An 18967-nucleotide genomic window follows, 5' to 3' on the forward strand; every position below is an offset into this window, starting at 1 on the left:
TGCTTCTAGATAAAAACGACTAAATAGGGTTAGCTTCTTCAACAACAGAGCAGGATAGTTGAATAAAGGTATTGTAAGCATTAAAAACTAAGCGTTTTTTTTATAAACAATGACATCAATGTAGGCTTTTTTTCATACTATATATTTGGGGTGAAAAAATGCCAAGAGTTCAATACCGAGAATCAGATATTGATTTAATGGCGAGGTTAATGAGGGCAGAAGCCGAGGGTGAAGGTCAACAAGGGATGTTATATGTTGGCAATGTAGTGGTTAATCGTGCTGTAGCGAATTGTTTAGACTTTAAGGATGTAAGAACGATTGAACAAGTCGTTTATCAAGTACAAGGAGGAAATTATTCTTTTGAAGCTGTTCAAAAAGGAAATCTATTTTACCAAAGGGCGAGGCCTCAAGAAAAAAGGTTAGCAAAACAGAATTTGGATTATTGGAGAGATCAACCAGCGAAATATGCCCTTTGGTATTTTAATCCATATGCTCCCTGTCCTCCAACGTGGTACGATCAACCTTTTAGTGGTCAATATAAAAATCATTGTTTTTATGAACCAGCAGCTAATACTTGTGAAAGTGTTTATTCAGATTAGGTTGTCTAGGAGCTATTATTAATTCTGGAATTTTATTAAAATTTTGCCTTTTTAATGGTACGAATAAAACATTTTTAGTCGTAGGTTCTGGTTGGTAGCATAGAAATTTATCCAAGGATTCAATATTGTAAAATATTGCACTTAAATTAACAAGGGTTTCGTATTATATAGTTCAGCCAGAACTTTCTGGTTGAACTTTTTTTATATGGATTTAATCTATCAGTAGCCAGGGTAGAACATACGGGGGCGTGGGACATTTATCCCGTCAGCTAAACTATTCACCCCCCTACTTGTAGAAATATGTTTGAGGCTGGTTGGGACTTCGACCTCGTATAACAAGCGAAGATATAATACTACTTGGAGGTATAGGGGTTACTGGTGAATACGCAAGAGGAGGAGAAAGAATGAACCCAGTTGTGAGTATAGACGTAGCTAAAGAAGTAAGTGAAGTACAGGCTTTTTTAGATAAAGGAAAGCCTTATGGAAAGAGTTTTTCAATCAAGCATAATCGTGAAGAATTAGATGGGCTTGTAAGTTTCTTAGGAGAAATTAAATCAATGACAGGTAAGATGCCAGTGGTCATATTAGAATCAACGGGACATTATCATACTCCTATTATTCAATGCTTAGATGAAAATGATGTGCTTTATATCCTGTTGAATCCAATCATTTCTCATCAAGCGAAGAAATCAAGTTTAAGAAAGGTAAAAACAGATGCCTTTGATGCCTATCAGTTATGTACCCTTTATTACAAAGAGGATTTTGAACCTTATAAAATGAGGGGAATTCAGCTGTTGAACCTTCGTAATCTATCTAGACAACAGGAAATCGTGACGAATATGTATGTAGAAGCAAAATTGCAATTTCATACGATTTTAGACCAGATTTTTCCTGATTTCCGAAAAGTATTTGGAGATCTTTTTTCGAAAGTATCTTTATCGATATTAAAGGAATATCCAACATCGGAGAAGATTCTAGAGACGGATGAAGAGGACCTAACAGAACGAATAAAAGGCCATTGTCCAACTCGTTCTCTTCAGTGGGCAAGAGAAAAAGCAAGGAAATTAATCCATTCAGCTTCTTAAAATCCTTTTCAAAAGGTGATGTATCAAAGCCATCTCATCAATCTTAATATGTATATAGACATCCTATTTCATTACCAAGGACACCTTTCGGAATTGGAGAGCCAAATGGTATCCCTGGCAAATGAAATAGAAGAATATAAGATTAAATGTTTACGAAAACAGCCTAAGAAAAAGGGGGGAAAGCTCCCCCTTTGAATCAATCTATTGTCCGTTCAATATAAACTCCATTTGCATTTCACCGCTTGTTTGCAAACGGTCATCAAGTGCATTTAGATAAGCTTCGTTGTCTGCATCTGAAACGATATTATTAAAGTGATTTGGATGTGCCTGCAAATAGTTTGCCCGTTCATGCACATCTGCAAATGTGGCATTTTCCCACTGTGCTTTTTCAACAGGTGTCATAGAAGCCGGATCGTTCGCTTCTTGTTCGCTTTGCTCCTGCTCTACTTCTTCCTCGGCTTGCGCAGCTTGTTCCTGTTCTTCGGCCTCTTCTTGTGCCGCTTTTTCCTTCTCCTCGGCCTCGGCTCTTGCCTTCGCTTCTTTTTCTGCCTGTTCCTTCGCTTCCTGCTCCCATTTTTCCTCATAAGCCTTTGCAATCAATTTCGGCTGCATTTCAGCGACTTCCCTTTCCACGTCCCGCATATCAATGTAATCCTGTTTATGCTGCTGCTTATCACCTTCTTCATGATCATCCTTTGCACTAGCCATACAGCCAGTCAGTATTAAGCTTGCAGAAAGGGTTAACAAACCTGCCTTTTTAATCTGTACCATCTGTATCGCCTCCCTTCAAATCCTTCCACAAGATGCCCCATGTCTATACTATCCTTCTACCCTTTGCTCTTTATTTCACAAACGTTGATTGTTTTTAATACGCAGTCTTACACCCATTCCCAAATGAAAAACCGTATCCAAACGAAATTCGAATACGGTTGTCTATCTGCTAATCTATTGGCTTTACATTCCCTGTATGGGCATTTACTTCATAATGACAATCCAATTTGCCACATAAGATATAGCCGCCTTGCTCGACATCATAAACATAACAGGGAGTCAGCTCTAGGAAGGGTTTGATTTTCTCAAATGCTTGCTCATATGTAATCTTTATTTCCTCTGACTCTCTTAAATCCATATACTCATGAAATAACCATTTATTATCGAGGTAATTCACTGCTTTATAGGTATTCCGGTCAATGAATACCTTTAGTTTTCTTTTAAACACACGCTCTTTCTGTTCTACTAAATGAATGGCTGCCTGAATATAGCCATTATCTCGGTACAGCGATTTTACTATCCATTTCCCAGAATCCTTTGCATACTCTTGGCTTAGAAATTCACGTATAGCAGCCATACATTTTTGTCTTTCTTCATCCGTGATGGAATCCAAACCAGGGTGTGGTTCGCATTGGAATGCTTGGTCTGGTGTGACCCCCTCAGTCAGCGTGATCTTTTTTCTTTGAAAAGGGGGTGAGATAGTTTGATTCCACTCTATGACTGTATTCATCTCCCATCGAGATTTCTCTAATCCTTCAAAAGGCAAGGTGTGCAAACCATCATTTTTTATCCATATTTCTTCGATGAGATAGGCTGGAACAATCCTATCTTCCTCCATATTCGGGAGTTCGATTAACCTCAATTGTTCACGAGCCAAACTCTCAACCTGCTCAAGTGTAAGGGTATAGGTTTCTTCATGCACGAGATTCTCCAAATGAAACTCGCCTATAACAGAAAAGAACGTAAGTCTCCCTTCTTCGTCAAAATGACATTCCATATAGCCTGAAGGAGATACGTCAAAGCCATTTATATATTCCTTGAAATGAATCTCTCGCTCTTCCTCCTTCCAGATTTCAAATTGCTCTCCATAGTTCAAGCCTGTTTCCTTCTCCATCCACCGAATGATTTCTTTCTTCTCATTTACATCAAACCTTATCTTCTCCGCATAGGATACTCCCCCAACAAAAATGACGCTGCGGGTCTTTTTTGAATGAATGTCTATTTCAATGCTTGCTGTCCCCTTTGGGCTATAGTCCTCATCATTCCACTCCTTCAAATGATTAGGAAACCATTCCATACTCAGTATATATTCCGTTTTATTAAAAATGGTTATGCTGCGGTAAAGATCCCAATTATGTAAATAGTAGCGATCTAAGCCATACTTGCCTTTGGTTAATTCAATTAAATCTTCAATTCTCTTATCCATCGCCATCTCCTTATATAGCCATACCATTCCTTAAAAAGCTTTGTTTGAATTAAATAGACTGCCTTTCATTCGTATCCATAAACACTGCTAATCTTGTTAAAGGGATATCCGTATAAACAATCTCTTCTATAAAATGGAGAAGCGGTGAAATCATGCCGCTTTCCATCAATAAAGTTATCATAATGCCATCCATCATTTAGATACGTTTTCTTTATGTCTCCTCCTAATTATTTATTTACCATCAATGCTGTCACTCCGCATTGCCCCCTCTGCCTGATTTTCTTCACGCCATTTCGACCATGATTGATAGAGATACTTACTAACCGTATTCGTTCGTCGAGCGCCTCTCCCATCTATACTCACCCTTCAAGTACAATGTCCGTCTCCTTCAACATCCAAAAGTTTTTAATGCTTCCTTAACCGCCCAAGCTTGATGTTCATGAAACAAATGATCAATCGCATCAACTGGGTTAACCCATATGAGGAAGTTATCCTCTTCTGTAGGTTCACATACTCGCTTACCTAATTCACCTATATAAAAAAATCCTTCACTCAGATAGTACTTATACTCATTGGTCGAATAGAAGTATCTTTGAGCACAGCCTAAAAACGGACCCAACTCAATCGCCATCCCCATTTCCTCTAACGCTTCCCTTTTCATACACTCCTCATGCGTTTCCTTATATTCGATTCCTCCTCCAGGAAGAAAACAGTTCCCATCACCTGTTTGAATGATGGCGATTTGATCCTTCTGTTCATTAAAAACGATGCCGTAAACGGCTGGTCTTCTTATGTATTCCTTATTCTCTTCTATGCAGCCAAAAGTAAGAATTTCCACCAGACTCTATCCACCTTTAACAAAATCCTTTTATGGGTTGACGTTAATCAATTTCCCAATTGACCTCTATTTTCCCTTCCAAATCATGCCCTCTGACAATTAATCGATATGTACCTTCTGATTCTGCCTGGAATTGAAAGACATCTGATTGAATGTTCGTATATTCCTCATATGTATCCGCTTGTTCTTCTATCATTTCCATCCCTACAGCCTTCCCTTTAGGGTCCAAAACGAGAAATCCATGTCCTCCTTCATTGCTTTGCTTAATAGATAAATAACACGTTATTTCTTCACCCTTTTTTAATGAAATGGGAATCTCATTTCTTCCATTGAAACGCTCAAACTCCGCTGAAAATGATGAATTCGTCCTTTCTTCGGTCCAGCCTTCCTTTATCGTAAAATCGATTAATCTTATCGATAGCAGCAAAGGAAACATGAGAAGCAGAACCCATCCAATACGTCTTTTTCTAATAATAGCGTAGCTAAAAGCATAGATACAGGCACATAATGCCCCGATACTTCCAGCAATCACTGAAAAAATATTCATTCCGTAGACAGGCAAAAAAAAGATGAATCCCGCTAAAGCATGCAAAAGAATACTTGTTTGGAATGTGACCCTTATCCACTTATAGGTCACGAAATCAATCAGCATTGTCACGATTAAAGCATATCCGCCTATCAGCCCCCATAATGTTAAATCTGACAGCGCTTCCGTAAACTCATATAAATCAAATCCGCTCGCTAAAATCAGATAGATACACATAAACAACACTAATGAACCAAGTGCTGCGAGTTTATTTAGTAGATAGATTCCTAGATTCCTCCATGTTATTCTCATGATTGCCCTCCCTTATTAGCTGTTTTTACATAATCAACCTAATTATACCATTTACTGTAACGAACATTCTGCGCAATAACCTGACCAACCCCAAATAAAAAAACGTATCCGAATCAAAATCGAATACGTTTTCCTTCTAATAATAAATCTTCTTCACATTGCCGTTATGCTTTTGAAAATGCTTATTATAGGCCACTAGTGTCGCGATTGTGGCAATCGGATAGATGAACACGAGTGAGCTGTAATGGGCATAATCATAAAAGTTGAAATGGAACAGCAGATAAGCGAATGTGTGTATAACAAACATCCGCAACTTTAGTTGATGGCTTTCCTTGATGTTCAGGAAGAACAGGCCGAGCATTAAAATGGTGATGCTTAGCACCATGATGCTGTAGGAGGCCATAAACATAGCCCAGTTCTTATAGAACATGACAGGAATCGTGCCGATAAAGATGAGGGTGAAATAACACCCTAGCAGCATTAGTGAGTATTTGACATATTTCATGGAGCTGTGCCCCCTTATTGGTTAAGCAGCTTGGTACGCATTTCTCTGTTCATGTCATCGAGTTTTGCGACAAATTCCTTGCTGCTTGAAATGATTCTTCGGCTGGAAGCCTCTTGTGTTTCAATCGCCGAGTAAATATCTTGGTAGGCCTTTTGCAGCTTCTCCAAGGAGACGGATGGGTTCTCGAGCAGTTTCGTTGTCTTCTCCGTATTGTCCTTGAGCATTTGCGCATTGGCCATGATCATGTTTTCGGTTGCCTCATTCACATCATTGATGGCTGTGATGATTTTTTGTTGGTTTTGAAGGGCCAAATGAATCGCTGATGTGACCGGCGCCAAGTTCTTGGTCGTATCAATCGCATTGCGGATGGCTTCCTTCAGCTTGTCATTGTTCTTCTTGATGATATCAACGGAAGCAAGTGATTGCTGAAGCACGTTCACCATTGAGCTCATGTTTTTCGTCCGGACAATGATTTTCTCCTGTGCTTCATTGACAATTTGTGTCTTTCCTTGCCAATCAGGCTCGTTCCGTTTATCCTCTATCATTTGGAAGAGGTTCTTGCCCATGAAGATTTGCTTCTCAAGCAAATAGATCTTGTCATGGACATCCTTTTTGATGACTTCAAGCTCCGCATTGTCTTCTTGGAGCATATCGCGTCCGCGAAGCAGGGATTGGACAATCTCGTCAATGTTCTTTTCGACGGATTGATATTTCGCCACATATTTATCCGTGGACTTCCTGCGCATGAACTTTGGCATAATCTTTGCTAAGCCCTTTGCCTCCAACGAATTCGGGTTTAATTCATTCACCGCTTCACGAAGCTTGAGTAAATTATCCGGAATCCCGTGGCTGTCATCATTATCCATCATATCCTTCACCGGACGGCGAAGGCTGTTTAAGGATTCCCCGGCAAGACGCTGTTCATTGCCGCCGAAATTATTAAGCTGCTCAAGAATGGCGTCCACCTGAGAAGAATCGGTATCATTAATCTTTTGGACGACATCATTCGCTTCATCATTCAGCTTTGCCATATCCTCTGGCTTGATGACGGATTCAATCACTAATTCATCCATATCTCGTGTTTGTTCACTCATTCCTTCTACTCCTCTGATTCTAGATTATTGATCATATCGTTCATCAATGGTTGATAACGTCTTCTTCAAATCAAATTCTCTCGATGTATCAATATGCCGGCGAATCTGGGTAATCCGCTCTTGAACCGTGATCAGGCGATTTAACGTATCGTGCTCGAATTTCTCCTGCTGCTTCCGCTCAAGCTCAGCGAAATCATCCAAGAGCTTGCGAAGATCCCTGATAATCGTTTCTTTCACTTGATATTGATAGTCAACATCCGCAATCTCATCAAAATGCTCAAGCAGATAGGCTAGTCCGGGAATGATTTGGGTAAAGGCATGATCGATTGGCGATGTTAGGCGATTCGCCTTTCTCGCTTCTTCCAGCTCATCAATCAAGGAGGTAAAGTCATTATTGTCTAAATAAACCTTTGTCGCTTTCTCCGGCTGGAAGTTAACAATGGCCCATTTCAGGAACTGTTCAATATGCTCCCGGTCTTTTGCATTTTTCACGATGCTTTCAGAAATGGTTTTCTCCGTAAATAGACGTGTTCTCGTGTCAAAACGGACATCCAGCAAAGGCTGATGGGTTTTCTGCCTTTGGGCGCTGATTGTTATATAATCAGGACCTGCCAGCACATTAATCGCATTTGGTCCGGACTCATATACATAATGCGCATACCGGTCATCAAGCTGCGTACACACAAATTGATCTTTTTCACTCTTTTTCACTAGTTTTTTCATGACATTCGCGATTCGGTCCTGCTTTGGCTCACCCGATTTAGCGTCCTGAAGCAATACGGCCGTCGTAGCTCCGACCAAACCGAGAAGGATAACATAAAACATCAGAGTCACCCCTTTCTAAGGCTATTTTATCATACTATCTATACGTTCAAACAGAGCATTGGTTTCAAAATATCACTGGAAAGACTTTCGTATTGAAGGTTAGGCAAAAACTTGTCATCGAAATAGAAGAACGGATATAGTACGATTAGAGTAGAACAACTACTAAAGGGAGGCAAATGAATGAACGATTTTTTCTGGATTGGCCTCGGCCTTGCCGCATTAGGGTATTTCATTGGTGAAGGCCTGCGTAATTTTAGGGGCTCAGGGAATCCATGGGGTGATTCCTTCGATGACGAAGAGCCTCTCATGATCAAGAAAAAGGATTTACATTATTACATAGGCATTAAAAAAGAGGATGTTGATGCATTCATTGCCAAGTATCCAGCCATTCCGCATATTGTCCTAAATGGAAATACATACTTCCCGCATAAAAAATTACTGGAATGGATGGAATCAGACGACTTGTCCAATGACTAAATGAAAGCCCATGCTCCGAGTTGCATGGGCTTTCATTCAAAAGGACGTTCGCTCATAATGCCAAAACGGATTATTCTCATGCGGGATTTTCTTGACAACCTTTCCGTGATTCAGCCATTCAGCTAAATCAAAATATTTATGATAGTCCCCCAGCTCGTTCTCAAGATCTGTCGCGACCTTTTGTTCGCTGAAGTAAACGACACTATCCAAATGCCCTAACGGCTTTGCCGTAAAGCAAACCTTATTCTCAAAAGGCAGCGCATCAAACCGCTTAATGCATTCCTCCGTGCAATGATACTGATCACTCATCTTAATGAATAGGTTATCCCAATTCATCCGGTCAACCCGTTCATTCCACTTCTCTAACGCTTCCTGCCTGTACCGGTATTTGATAAAATGAATCTCAATATCCCCGCCCAATAGTCCAATCGGATAATTCTCCTCACGCCACCCGTATTTCGAGTGCAGGGTAAACTTCAGCCGCTGACTCATATAATACTGGAAATTCTCTAAAAGGCGTATATAATCCGGCGCATAAATATACATCCCAATAAACGGGCTCTTGTACTCCATCCCTAAATCTCGATAGACTTTCTCTCCCCATTCATTATTAGATACAATCGTAAAATCCTGGTTCGTCACTTCATTTCTTAAACGGGAATGAAAAAGTGCACTCGAGGCTTTATGAAAGAACCCTTTCATACTCTTAGCCATCTGAACCACCTCTTCTCCGTAGCATCTTCTTACCATATACTATGCATTTCATGCACAACCTGTTTACCATTTACCAAACTAGCTCAATGAATAATCTGAAAATATCGAATCTTATATATTTATTATACAATAAAAACGGTATCCCCATAAAATATACATACCCTGTTTTTCGTGGGAATATTGGAAAAGTAAGGACGCTGTATAAAAAAGCCGCCACCTATATAGGAAGCGGCTATACCTTTATTCCATTACCCCCTCTAAACGGATACATGCCATTCTTGGGAAAACCCATTAATGATTAGCGACAAACAACAATCCAAAATGGGCTATAAAACAAATCGTACCGATTAGTGCGAGTATCGTCAGTATTTTATTCGTATTCCTTTTCGTTATCCATTTATACAGCAAGGAATAAATACCTATCCCAATTACGCCGCCCAATGTATTCCCTAAAAGATCCGTTATATCGGTTCCGCCTATCGCAAAAATAAACTGAATGATTTCAAATGAAAAACTGACAGCAGCGATAAGAATGAGGTTCTTGATCAATCTCCATTCTGGCTTGACCATACATAAATAAATGCCAAACGGCACAAAAATGACTATATTATTGATAATCTCACTAAGATCCAGTCGATCATTCGTTATAACGGACCCGCCAAAAGAAATGAAGTTCATCCCTCTAAACTCAGGTAACTCCTGAAGCGATAAAGACATTTTAAATAATATAATCCATATCAAAGCGAGCAAATAAATAACGAACAAACCCATCGTTAATGGGTGCTGATTTCCTTTTGTTTTACTCATATTAGGTTCATCCTCCGTTTCTCCATAACGGTGTATTACACGCATAATACACCTGATAAATGCACTATATAGTTCGTACACTTTTTTGTCAATGAATAGGAGCAGCAGCAGCTGAGTCAAGCATTGGATATGAATATTCCAGTCTTTCATCTAACCAATAAACAACAATCACGAGTATCATGAATATTTTTATCACTTTCCTGCTTCCTCCTTAGGTAATGAATTTTTGGATTCCTGAATATACTGGAGTAATAAACATGAGCAACATTTGCTCGCTTGACCTTTCTGCATTTCGAAGTATTTCCCCAATATTCAGCTGGAGGTGTTAGATGGATAACAAGAAACTGTACAGGTCCAGAACGAATATCGTCTTATCAGGCGTATGCGGCGGATTATCTGACTATCTAAAAATAGATGCAGTTATCGTTCGATTAGGATTTGTCCTATTGGCCTTGTTGACCGCCATTATTCCTTGTCTTATTTTGTATATATGTGCCATGTTCCTTATTCCCGAAGAAGATCATCGAAGCCCTGCAGATTTAACAGAACCTGAGGAGCAATCAAAGGACTAATTCTCTTGAGTTAGCCTTTTTTTGCTTTGCCATTTCATCCACACAAGAAAAGACTGTCATTTTGACAGTCTTCATTTTTTATTATTTAGGATAAAGAGTGAAGCACTTCTATTCTACATTAGTGTCTCATGTAAGCTACGCTGTCGCTACTTTTCATTTAAAATGGCACATCATCCTTCCATAACCTAATCATTCAAAGCTATGTGAATGATAGACCTCACCAATAATCCCTTCTAATTGATGAACGCCTTGATCCGTATTTGTCATGATGATTAACCCGCTTCCCAATCGAGGATACGCCACTAACATGCATTGAAATCCCACTCCCCAGCCTAATGATGAAACTTCCTCCCCATCAAGAAAAACCCCTAATCCTGTCCATTCCTTACAGCCTTGTGGGGTTATCATTTCGTTTACTTGATTCGCTGAAATGCCCACTTTACTTTCCTTCTTTAGAGCGCTCATTACATCTATGACTAACAGCGCTAAATCTGAAGAAGTTGTCCATAATCCAGCCGCTGCAGGATAAGGGTATATGGGGTATTTGCGATCGACTAAACTCCCATCTTTCGTATGTCCACAAGCGATATTTTCTCCTAATTTAATTGGTGTATATGTACTATTCATCATCTTCAACGGACGGAAAATCAGCTTCTCCATGACTCTTTCAAAAGGCTCTCCTATCACATCCTCTATCAATTGCTGTATAAGGCAAAAGCCTGCATCCGAGTATTGAAAATCACTCTCTGGTTCGTACTTTACTTCTATAGGTTCCTTACAATAAGACGTCCTTCCAGATAATAGATTAACCATTGAAGGAATCTCCTCATTGGAATCAATTGCCCCAAAACTATCCGGTGGATCGACAATGCCAGATTGATGACTAAGCAAGCTTCTCAATGTCACTTTTTTATTGGCGGTAAAAGGATTATCTGGGATTTTCCACGATGTCAGCCGATGGTTGACGTCTTCATCTAAATCCAGCATGCCTTGTTCTGTTAATCTCATTACTAAGAAGGCCGTTAGAAACTTACTGATTGAACAAGCATTGAAAATAGCGTTACTGTCCACCTTTTTATTGGTTCCTATTTCTAATAGACCATAATGATCAACCTGTACAATATGACCACGATGGATGACAGACATACTTAAACCAGCTACATGATTATGCTTCATTCGTTCATTTATATCTATATAGGCATTAGCCATCATAGACCCCCTGTTTCTTATTCGACTCGCATTTCACCCGCTCTTCTCCACTCAGGCATAACCCTTCTCTCTTAAGGGGAAATTCCACACTAATTGCTCCTGTCGCCCTAAAAAAGCCGCTCTCTAAGAGAAGCTTCACCTATACCTAATCTACCTTGGCCTTTTTCTTCCACTTATACGGAATGTCAACCCAATTGATAAACATATAGACAAAGACCATCATGATACTAATGCCTGTGTTCTCAATCCATCTAATATGTTCATGAACAAGCCATTGGTACATCGTAGTAAATGTAAAAAATAAAACTGGATACTGGAAACACCCTTTATAGATCTTATGATTGGTTTTCATGCGAGCACTAGCCACTTCCTTTTATGCATATAGAGACGTTCTTACTATATTATTCCAGACTCATGGAGGTTCTTCCTCCTTGATTATGCAGGACGATGGATTCATTTCTTATCGATGGAACGCTCATAATGAGTGATACCTTACGCCGCTTTTATCATGAAAAAACGCAGTGATGAGCGTGCATCACTGCGTCCTTCCTATATATCATTATTTATAAACCACATCATTCCATCTCAATTCATTCACAAATGCATGCTTATTCGTCTCCTGATTAATGACGACACATTCTATTCCTATTAACTCCGCAAAGTCACGCAGCTGTTCAGTCGTGACTTTATAGGAAAATAGTGTGTGATGGGCCCCTCCGGCAAGGATCCAGTTTTCTGCCCCTTCATTTAAGGAAGGCTGCGGACGCCAGAGGATACGGGCGACTGGCAGGTTCGGCATGTCAATCTCAGGCTCGATTGCATCCACTTCGTTGACGATGAGGCGGAAGCGATGACCAAGGTCCACGATGGAGGAATTCAAGGCTGATCCGCTCTTCCCGTTGAAGATCATCCTGGCTGGGTCTTCTTTGCCGCCAATCCCAAGCGGATGTACAGCAATCGTCGGCTTGGTCGCCGCAATGGTCGGACACACTTCAAGCATATGTGCCCCAAGGACCATCTCATTGCCTGGCTCGAAATGATACGTATAATCCTCCATGAAGGATGTATCCTCCCCATCAGCAATGATCTTCCCAAGACGAACGAGCGCTGCTGTTTTCCAATCCCCTTCACCAGCAAATCCGTAGCCCTGCTCCATCAATCTTTGTACAGCAAGCCCGGGCAGCTGTTTCATGCCATGCAGGTCTTCAAATGTTGTCGTGAAGGCCGTATAGCCTCCTTTTTCAAGGAAGGATTTCAATCCAAGCTCAATCTTTGCCTGATATCGAATGGAATCTCTGATGAACCCTTCGCTTTGTCCTTCTGGAACGATGCTGTATGTTTCCTCATATTCCTTCATAACGTCATCCAGCTGCTCCTCGGTCACTTGATTCATGCTGTCAACCAAGTCCCCGATTCCATAGCCGTCAACTGTCCAGCCAAGCTTGATTTGCGCCTCAATCTTGTCTCCCTCTGTCACGGCTACATTACGCATATTGTCGCCGAAGCGAGCCACCTTCAATTGCTTGCTCTCTGAGAAGGCAACAGCTGTTCTCATCCAGCTGCCAATCTTTGTTTTCACTTCTTCACTATCCCAATGACCGACAACGACCTTGCGCTTGATTTGCAGGCGGCTGCCCATGAAGCCGAATTCACGGTCGCCATGTGCGGACTGATTGGTGTTCATGAAGTCCATATCAATCCCGTTCCATGGGATATCCCGATTAAACTGTGTGTGAAGATGGAGAAGCGGCTTTTGCAGCGAAGCAAGACCCGCAATCCACATTTTTGCCGGGCTGAAGGTGTGCATCCAGGTCACAATTCCAGCACAATTCTCATCTGCATTCGCCTCAAGCGCCAATCGTCTGATCGAATCTGCCTCCTTCACGACATCCTTGAAGACTAGGCGGTAGGATAAAACAGAATCCTCATCGAGCGATTCAACGATTTTCTTTGTGTTCGCTTCTACCTCTTTTAATGTCTCTTCTCCGTACAAGTTTTGACTGCCGGTCACAAACCAAAATTCATAAGGCTTCACTGTTAACATAGTCTCATTCCCCCATCAATGTCATTATTAGTTCCTTGCTGCCTTCTGCCCGTAATAGGCGTTCTTTCCATGCTTGCGCAAGTAATGCTTATCCAGTAAATACTGATCGATTGGCTGTGCATTCGGGTTTAATTGATAGGTCTGCAGCGCCATCTTCGCCACTTCCTCGAGCACGACCGCATTATGAACAGCCTGCATCGCATCCTTCCCCCATGCAAATGGTGCATGTCCTGAAACGAGTACACCTGGCATGGCGACAGGATCAAGCCCTTTGTTTCGGAACGTCTCGATGATGACATTTCCTGTCTCAAGCTCATAGCCGCTCGTGATTTCCTGCTCAGTCAATATGCGGGTGCAAGGAATTTCCCCATAATAATAATCCGCATGGGTTGTCCCAAGAGGCGGAATCGGACGTGCTGCCTGAGCCCAGCTTGTCGCCCATGGCGAGTGGGTATGTACGATGCCGCCAATCTCACTGAAAGCTTTGTAGAGCGCCAAATGTGTCGCAGTATCAGATGACGGCCGCAGGCTCCCTTCTATCACTTCTCCATCCAAATCGACGACAACCAGGTCATCTGCCTTCAGCTCCTCATATGGCACCCCGCTCGGCTTGATGACGACCAATCCTTCCTCCCGGTCAATCCCGCTCACATTTCCCCATGTAAATGTCACCATCTTGTACTCAGGCAATAAGAGATTCGCCTTAAGCACTTGCTCCTTCAATGAATCTAGCATGAACAGCTCTCCCTTCCCCTCTGATTCTCTTAAACGGCTGCGATCGGTTTTCGGCTCGCCTTTTTAATGGCTTTTAATTGCTTCATGACGTTGTTTTCCCCGCGGCCAAAATAATCATAGAGGCGCGTGTACTCCGCAAATAGCTGCTTGTATACAGCTGCATCCTCCTTATTTGGACGATAGACAACATCCTTTAACCGGGCCATTTCCTTGGCTGCCTCTTTAATGTCATCATATCCGCCGCGCTCCTTGCCGGCTGCAACCGCTCCAAACATGGCAGAACCTAGCGCCGGCGTTTGTGAGGAGGCGGAGATGCGAATCTCCATATCCAGTACATCTGCATAGATTTGCATCATCAGAGCATTCTTCTCAGCAATGCCTCCGCATGCATATACCTCATGAATAGGAACCCCGCTGTTTCGGAACGCTTCAACGATGGTTCTTGTTCCATAAGCCGTTGCCTCAATCAACGCACGATAGATTTCCTCTGGCTTCGTCTGCAAGGTCGCACCAAGCAGGACACCAGTCAAATCCACATCCACCAACGTTGAACGATTTCCGTTCCACCAGTCAAGCGCTAATAAACCGCTTTCACCAACTGCCAGCTTGCCGGCTTTATCCGTTAAATATTGATGAATGTTCATGCCAAGTTTTTCTGCTTCCTCCTGGCAGGCCTTTGGTACGCAATTTTCCGTGAACCATTCGAAGTGGTCGCCCACGCAGGATTGCCCGGCCTCATAGCCCATGAATCCTGCAATGACACCGTCCTCCACGACTCCGCACATGCCCGGAACCATTTTTTCCTCCTCCCCAAGGAGGATATGGCATGTGGACGTTCCCATGATCATGAGAAGCTTGCCTGGCTCTGTGATTCCAACAGCAGGCGCGGCAACATGGGCATCCACATTAGCAATGGCAACGGCTGTGCCCGGCTTCAACCCTGTCAGCTCGGCCGCCCAGTCTGTCAGCTCCCCGGCCTTCTCGCCAATCGCATAAATATCCCGAGACAATTTCTCCTCCACCACATTCTCCAGTCGCTCATCAAGCGCCTTGAAGAAGTCCTTTGCCGGATAGCCGTCTTGCTTATGCCAGATGGCCTTGTATCCAGCTGTACAGCTGTTTCGCTTTAATGCACCTGTCAGCTGAGAGACAACCCAGTCTGCCGCTTCCACGAATTGGTCCATTTCTTCATATACATCTGGCGCCTCATTGGCAATCTGCCATAGCTTAGGGAACAGCCATTCTGAGGAAATCTTACCGCCATAACGCTGCAGGAAGGCATCCCCGCGTTCATCCGCGATTTCATTCAAGCGGTTCGCTTCCTCCTGTGCTGCATGATGCTTCCATAGCTTGACGTAGGCATGCGGGTTGTTTTTGTATTTATCCGCAAAGCATAGAGGGTTTCTGTTCTCATCAATCGGTAATACCGTACAGGCGGTAAAATCAATCCCAATCCCAATGACGTCCTCAGCTGAAATGCCAGCTTGGTTCAGCACAGCTGGAATCGTGCTTCCCAATACCTCTAAATAGTCTGCTGGATGCTGTAAGGCCCAATCATGTTCCAGGCGCGTCACGCCATCCGGCAAAAATTCATCCATTACACCGTGTGAATACGCTTTCACAGAAGTCGCCACTTCGCGACCTGTTCCGATTTCCACCAACACCGCTCTTCCTGACTGAGTCCCGTAATCTACCCCAATTGCATATTTAGCCATCTGTTCTCCAGCTCCCCTTCAATTAAAAATTATCCGTACAAGCAAACCTGTTAACTCTCGTATTCTACGATTGAACAAACAAATATATTCCAAGTTATCCGTATAACCACATCTAAATTTTAGCATTAATGAACAATTTTTCAAGATAAATATGTATTTTCTTATAATTTTTATGAAATTCACGTCATAACTTATACATACAAGTTTGTTATTGCTTATTTTCAATCGGCCTGCATATAGATTAAGAGAAAGGAGTTATGCTATGTCTAAATTAAAATCAAATGCCAAAGAAGCCCTCCACCCCTTACAATCCGGGCATACAATCCTTGTCGGAGGCTTCGGGCTAATTGGCGCACCACTAACCTTGATTGATGAACTGACCAAAACAGACGTTAACAGCCTGACCGTCATCAGTAATAATCTCGGCGAATCTGGCAGAGGATTGGGGATTGTTCTTAATCAAAACAAAATCACAAAAGCCATCGGCTCTTATTTCACCAGTAATCGCGATGTCGGTGATAAATACCTCAAAGGCCAACTAGAGATCGAGCTCCTCCCACAGGGCACCTTATCTGAATCGATCCGAGCAGGCGGTGCAGGGCTGGGTGGTTATTTCACTCCAACGGCGGTTGGCACGAAGCTCGCTGAAGGCAAAGAAGAACGCATCATTGACGGCAAGTCTTATATTTTCGAAAAAGCACTGCGCGGTGACATCGCCTTTATCCGAGCCCATAAGGCTGACACACTCGGAAACCTGACCTATTACAAAACCGCCCGTAATTTCAATCCTGTCATGGCGACTGCCGCCAAATACGTCATAGCAGAGGTGGATGAAATCGTCCCTGCCGGACAATTGGACCCCGAATCCATCATTACCCCTCACCTCTATGTTGATGCCATCATAGAAGCACGCTATATTCTGACGAAGGAAGGAGTCGTTATCCGATGAGCCAGCCGAATCAATCCTCCCGCCTTATTGCTAAACGGGCAGCCAAAGCCCTGGCAGGAAGCAGAATTGTAAACCTTGGGATCGGTATCCCCACCCTTGTGGCTGAATACATAGGTGAAGATACTGCTGTTTGTCTACATACAGAGAACGGCTTATTAGGGGTCACGAAAGCAGCGGCGGAGGAAGTGGATCCAAATTTAGTCAATGCCGGGAAACTCCCCGTCGGACAAGGAATTGGGTCAAGCTTCTTTCATAGTGCCGATTCTTTTGGAATGATTCGAGGCGGCCATGTCGATGCTGCTGTATTAGGCGCCTTGCAGGTCGACCAAAGTGGACGAATTGCCAACTGGGCTGTTCCGGGTCAAAGCATATTGGGTGTCGGCGGTGCCATGGATTTGCTGGCGGGGGCTAAGTCCGTCATTGTCACGATGACTCATACAGCAAAGAATGGGGCCAGTAAAATCGTCAAGGCGTGCAGCTATCCCCTCAGCGGGCGGCGGAGTGTGGATTTGATTGTGACAGATTTGGCGGTGTTCAAAGTCAGCGAAGGCAGCCTCCACTTGGTAGAGCTGATGCCAGGGGCCAGCTTGGAGATGGTGCGGGAGCGGACAGAAGCGGACTTTGTCAGTGATTTATGAAGGACTTAAATCTAGGTTAAGCTGGAGCTCATTTTGAATGGGATCTGGCTTTTTTGCTTCATCCGATATTTAGGTGGTGAGAATTTTTTATCTGATACCTGCGCATGAAATGGGGGTAGTATTTTTCATCTCCAGAGGTTACACCCATAAAGCCCATACCATATTCTTATCGCCCATAGGCTAAATGCTTCGCCCATAACCTTAGTTTTCCGCCATTAAAATTACCTGTTCGCCCTTAAACCATGATACATCGCCCTTAAAGAGGAGGAATTCGCCCTTCAAATCAATGTGTTTTTAGAAGATATTTTGCCTTTTTTCTTAATAATCTTTTAAATATAACCCTCTAGGACGCCATTTTAATATTCCTGCAACTCCATGATGCCCTGAAAACAAAAAAAACCAGCTCACTACTGAACTGTTTTCGCTTGCCCGGCAACATCCTACTCTCACAGGGGACGCGCTGCCCCAACTACCATCGGCGCTGAAGAGCTTAACTTCCGTGTTCGGAACCCGAACGGCGATAAGCGGCGGACCTCGACGTCGGCCGGACTCGTTCAGTCCAGTGCGTACACCGTACATTCCGGGCTTCTCTCACTTGCCTTCTGGATCTCCTTGCTTCTCCTCAATCGGAGATGCCTGCTGCCAGTTCGGATAGGCTTCATCAACTTTTATATTCTCTTTCGGGAAAATATAAAACACAAAAAAACCAGTTCACTACTGAACAGGTTTCTGCTTGCCCGGCAACGTCCTACTCTCACAGGGGCGTGAGCCCCAACTACCATCGGCGCGCGAGCTTAATTTCCGTGTTCGGAACCCGACCGGCGATAAGCGGCGGATTTCGGCGTCGGCCGCGCTCGCTCAGTACTCATGTACATCGTACATTCCGTGCTTCCCTCACTTGCCTCCTTGACCTCCTTGCTTCTCCCCAATCGGAGATGCCTGCTGCCAGATCGGATAGGCTTCATCAACTTTTATATTCTCTTTCGGGAAAATATAAAACACAAAAAAACCAGTTCACTACTGAACTGGTTTCTGCTTGCCCGGCAACGTCCTACTCTCACAGGGGCGTGAGCCCCAACTACCATCGGCGCTGAAGAGCTTAACTTCCGTGTTCGGAATGGGAACG

21 protein-coding genes and 1 pseudogene are annotated in these 18967 nt (G+C 42.9%); 6 read left to right on the plus strand and 16 right to left on the minus strand.

The features are described from left to right. The first annotated feature begins 158 nt into the window (after positions 1–158). Together AC622_RS11395 and AC622_RS11400 are read left to right on the plus strand one after the other, a co-directional pair. Positions 159–599, plus strand: a complete 441-nt coding sequence (locus AC622_RS11395; protein WP_049671170.1) for a cell wall hydrolase — start codon at positions 159–161, stop codon at positions 597–599. 404 nt (positions 600–1003) lie between these two features. Next, positions 1004–1828, plus strand: a pseudogene (locus AC622_RS11400) (IS110 family transposase); the annotation flags it as partial. A 57-nt stretch (positions 1829–1885) separates the two neighbouring features. Here the strand turns inward: AC622_RS11400 and AC622_RS11405 are convergent. The 9 genes from AC622_RS11405 to AC622_RS11435 form a co-directional block, all read right to left on the minus strand. Further along, positions 1886–2455, minus strand: a complete 570-nt coding sequence (locus tag AC622_RS11405) for a hypothetical protein (protein ID WP_049671171.1) — start codon at positions 2453–2455, stop codon at positions 1886–1888. Positions 2456–2624: 169 nt separating this feature from the next. Beyond that, entirely contained in the window at positions 2625–3881 is a 1257-nt protein-coding gene (locus tag AC622_RS11410) for a hypothetical protein (protein WP_049671172.1), read from the minus strand. A 65-nt stretch (positions 3882–3946) separates the two neighbouring features. After that, on the minus strand, positions 3947–4096 hold the full coding sequence (locus AC622_RS21540) for a hypothetical protein (protein ID WP_442853818.1): 150 nt from the start codon (positions 4094–4096) through the stop codon (positions 3947–3949). Positions 4097–4108: 12 nt separating this feature from the next. Further along, entirely contained in the window at positions 4109–4234 is a 126-nt protein-coding gene (locus AC622_RS21545; RefSeq protein WP_269431785.1) for a hypothetical protein, read from the minus strand. Positions 4235–4269: 35 nt separating this feature from the next. Beyond that, a complete protein-coding gene (locus AC622_RS11415) occupies positions 4270–4719 on the minus strand; it encodes an NUDIX hydrolase (RefSeq protein WP_331456709.1) in 450 nt (149 codons plus the stop codon). Between the two features lie 43 nt (positions 4720–4762). Beyond that, complete coding sequence (locus AC622_RS11420) at positions 4763–5557, minus strand: hypothetical protein (protein ID WP_049671173.1); 795 nt, start codon at positions 5555–5557, stop codon at positions 4763–4765. A 136-nt stretch (positions 5558–5693) separates the two neighbouring features. After that, complete coding sequence (locus AC622_RS11425; protein ID WP_049671174.1) at positions 5694–6062, minus strand: hypothetical protein; 369 nt, start codon at positions 6060–6062, stop codon at positions 5694–5696. A 14-nt stretch (positions 6063–6076) separates the two neighbouring features. Continuing rightward, on the minus strand, positions 6077–7156 hold the full coding sequence (locus AC622_RS11430) for a toxic anion resistance protein (RefSeq protein WP_049671175.1): 1080 nt from the start codon (positions 7154–7156) through the stop codon (positions 6077–6079). A 24-nt stretch (positions 7157–7180) separates the two neighbouring features. Then, the gene (locus AC622_RS11435; protein ID WP_049671176.1) at positions 7181–7981 is read right to left on the minus strand and encodes a hypothetical protein; all 801 of its coding nucleotides are present in this window, start codon (positions 7979–7981) and stop codon (positions 7181–7183) included. Between the two features lie 180 nt (positions 7982–8161). Between AC622_RS11435 and AC622_RS11440 the strand changes: the two genes are divergently transcribed. Next, complete coding sequence (locus tag AC622_RS11440) at positions 8162–8458, plus strand: hypothetical protein (protein ID WP_049671177.1); 297 nt, start codon at positions 8162–8164, stop codon at positions 8456–8458. Between the two features lie 36 nt (positions 8459–8494). On the opposite strand, the gene AC622_RS11445 is transcribed toward AC622_RS11440, so the two are convergent. Next, complete coding sequence (locus tag AC622_RS11445) at positions 8495–9172, minus strand: DUF1919 domain-containing protein (protein ID WP_049671178.1); 678 nt, start codon at positions 9170–9172, stop codon at positions 8495–8497. Positions 9173–9463: 291 nt separating this feature from the next. Beyond that, on the minus strand, positions 9464–9979 hold the full coding sequence (locus tag AC622_RS11450; protein ID WP_049671179.1) for a VanZ family protein: 516 nt from the start codon (positions 9977–9979) through the stop codon (positions 9464–9466). Positions 9980–10308: 329 nt separating this feature from the next. Here AC622_RS11450 and AC622_RS11455 point away from each other — a divergent pair, with 329 nt between their 5' ends. Then, complete coding sequence (locus tag AC622_RS11455; protein ID WP_049671180.1) at positions 10309–10551, plus strand: PspC domain-containing protein; 243 nt, start codon at positions 10309–10311, stop codon at positions 10549–10551. 189 nt (positions 10552–10740) lie between these two features. On the opposite strand, the gene AC622_RS11460 is transcribed toward AC622_RS11455, so the two are convergent. The 5 genes from AC622_RS11460 to araB all read right to left on the minus strand — a co-directional run bounded on the left by AC622_RS11460 (position 10741) and on the right by araB (position 16254). Then, a complete protein-coding gene (locus AC622_RS11460; RefSeq protein WP_049671181.1) occupies positions 10741–11760 on the minus strand; it encodes a serine hydrolase domain-containing protein in 1020 nt (339 codons plus the stop codon). A gap of 145 nt (positions 11761–11905) precedes the next feature. Next, positions 11906–12112 (minus strand): hypothetical protein, encoded by a 207-nt coding sequence (locus tag AC622_RS11465; RefSeq protein ID WP_049671182.1) that lies wholly within the window; start codon positions 12110–12112, stop codon positions 11906–11908. A 207-nt stretch (positions 12113–12319) separates the two neighbouring features. After that, positions 12320–13804, minus strand: coding sequence for an L-arabinose isomerase (araA, locus tag AC622_RS11470; RefSeq protein ID WP_049671183.1), 1485 nt, complete (start codon positions 13802–13804; stop codon positions 12320–12322). A gap of 27 nt (positions 13805–13831) precedes the next feature. Continuing rightward, positions 13832–14539, minus strand: a complete 708-nt coding sequence (araD, locus tag AC622_RS11475; protein WP_049671184.1) for an L-ribulose-5-phosphate 4-epimerase — start codon at positions 14537–14539, stop codon at positions 13832–13834. A 29-nt stretch (positions 14540–14568) separates the two neighbouring features. Beyond that, a complete protein-coding gene (araB, locus tag AC622_RS11480; protein ID WP_049671185.1) occupies positions 14569–16254 on the minus strand; it encodes a ribulokinase in 1686 nt (561 codons plus the stop codon). A 262-nt stretch (positions 16255–16516) separates the two neighbouring features. Here araB and AC622_RS11485 point away from each other — a divergent pair, with 262 nt between their 5' ends. Together AC622_RS11485 and AC622_RS11490 are read left to right on the plus strand one after the other, a co-directional pair. Then, complete coding sequence (locus tag AC622_RS11485) at positions 16517–17203, plus strand: CoA transferase subunit A (protein WP_049671186.1); 687 nt, start codon at positions 16517–16519, stop codon at positions 17201–17203. Further along, positions 17200–17841 (plus strand): 3-oxoacid CoA-transferase subunit B, encoded by a 642-nt coding sequence (locus AC622_RS11490; protein WP_049671187.1) that lies wholly within the window; start codon positions 17200–17202, stop codon positions 17839–17841. Before AC622_RS11485 ends, AC622_RS11490 begins: the two co-directional genes overlap by 4 nt. Positions 17842–18967: the final 1126 nt, after the last annotated feature.

Source organism: Bacillus sp. FJAT-27916 (assembly GCF_001183965.1).
Classification (GTDB): domain Bacteria; phylum Bacillota; class Bacilli; order Bacillales; family Pradoshiaceae; genus Pradoshia.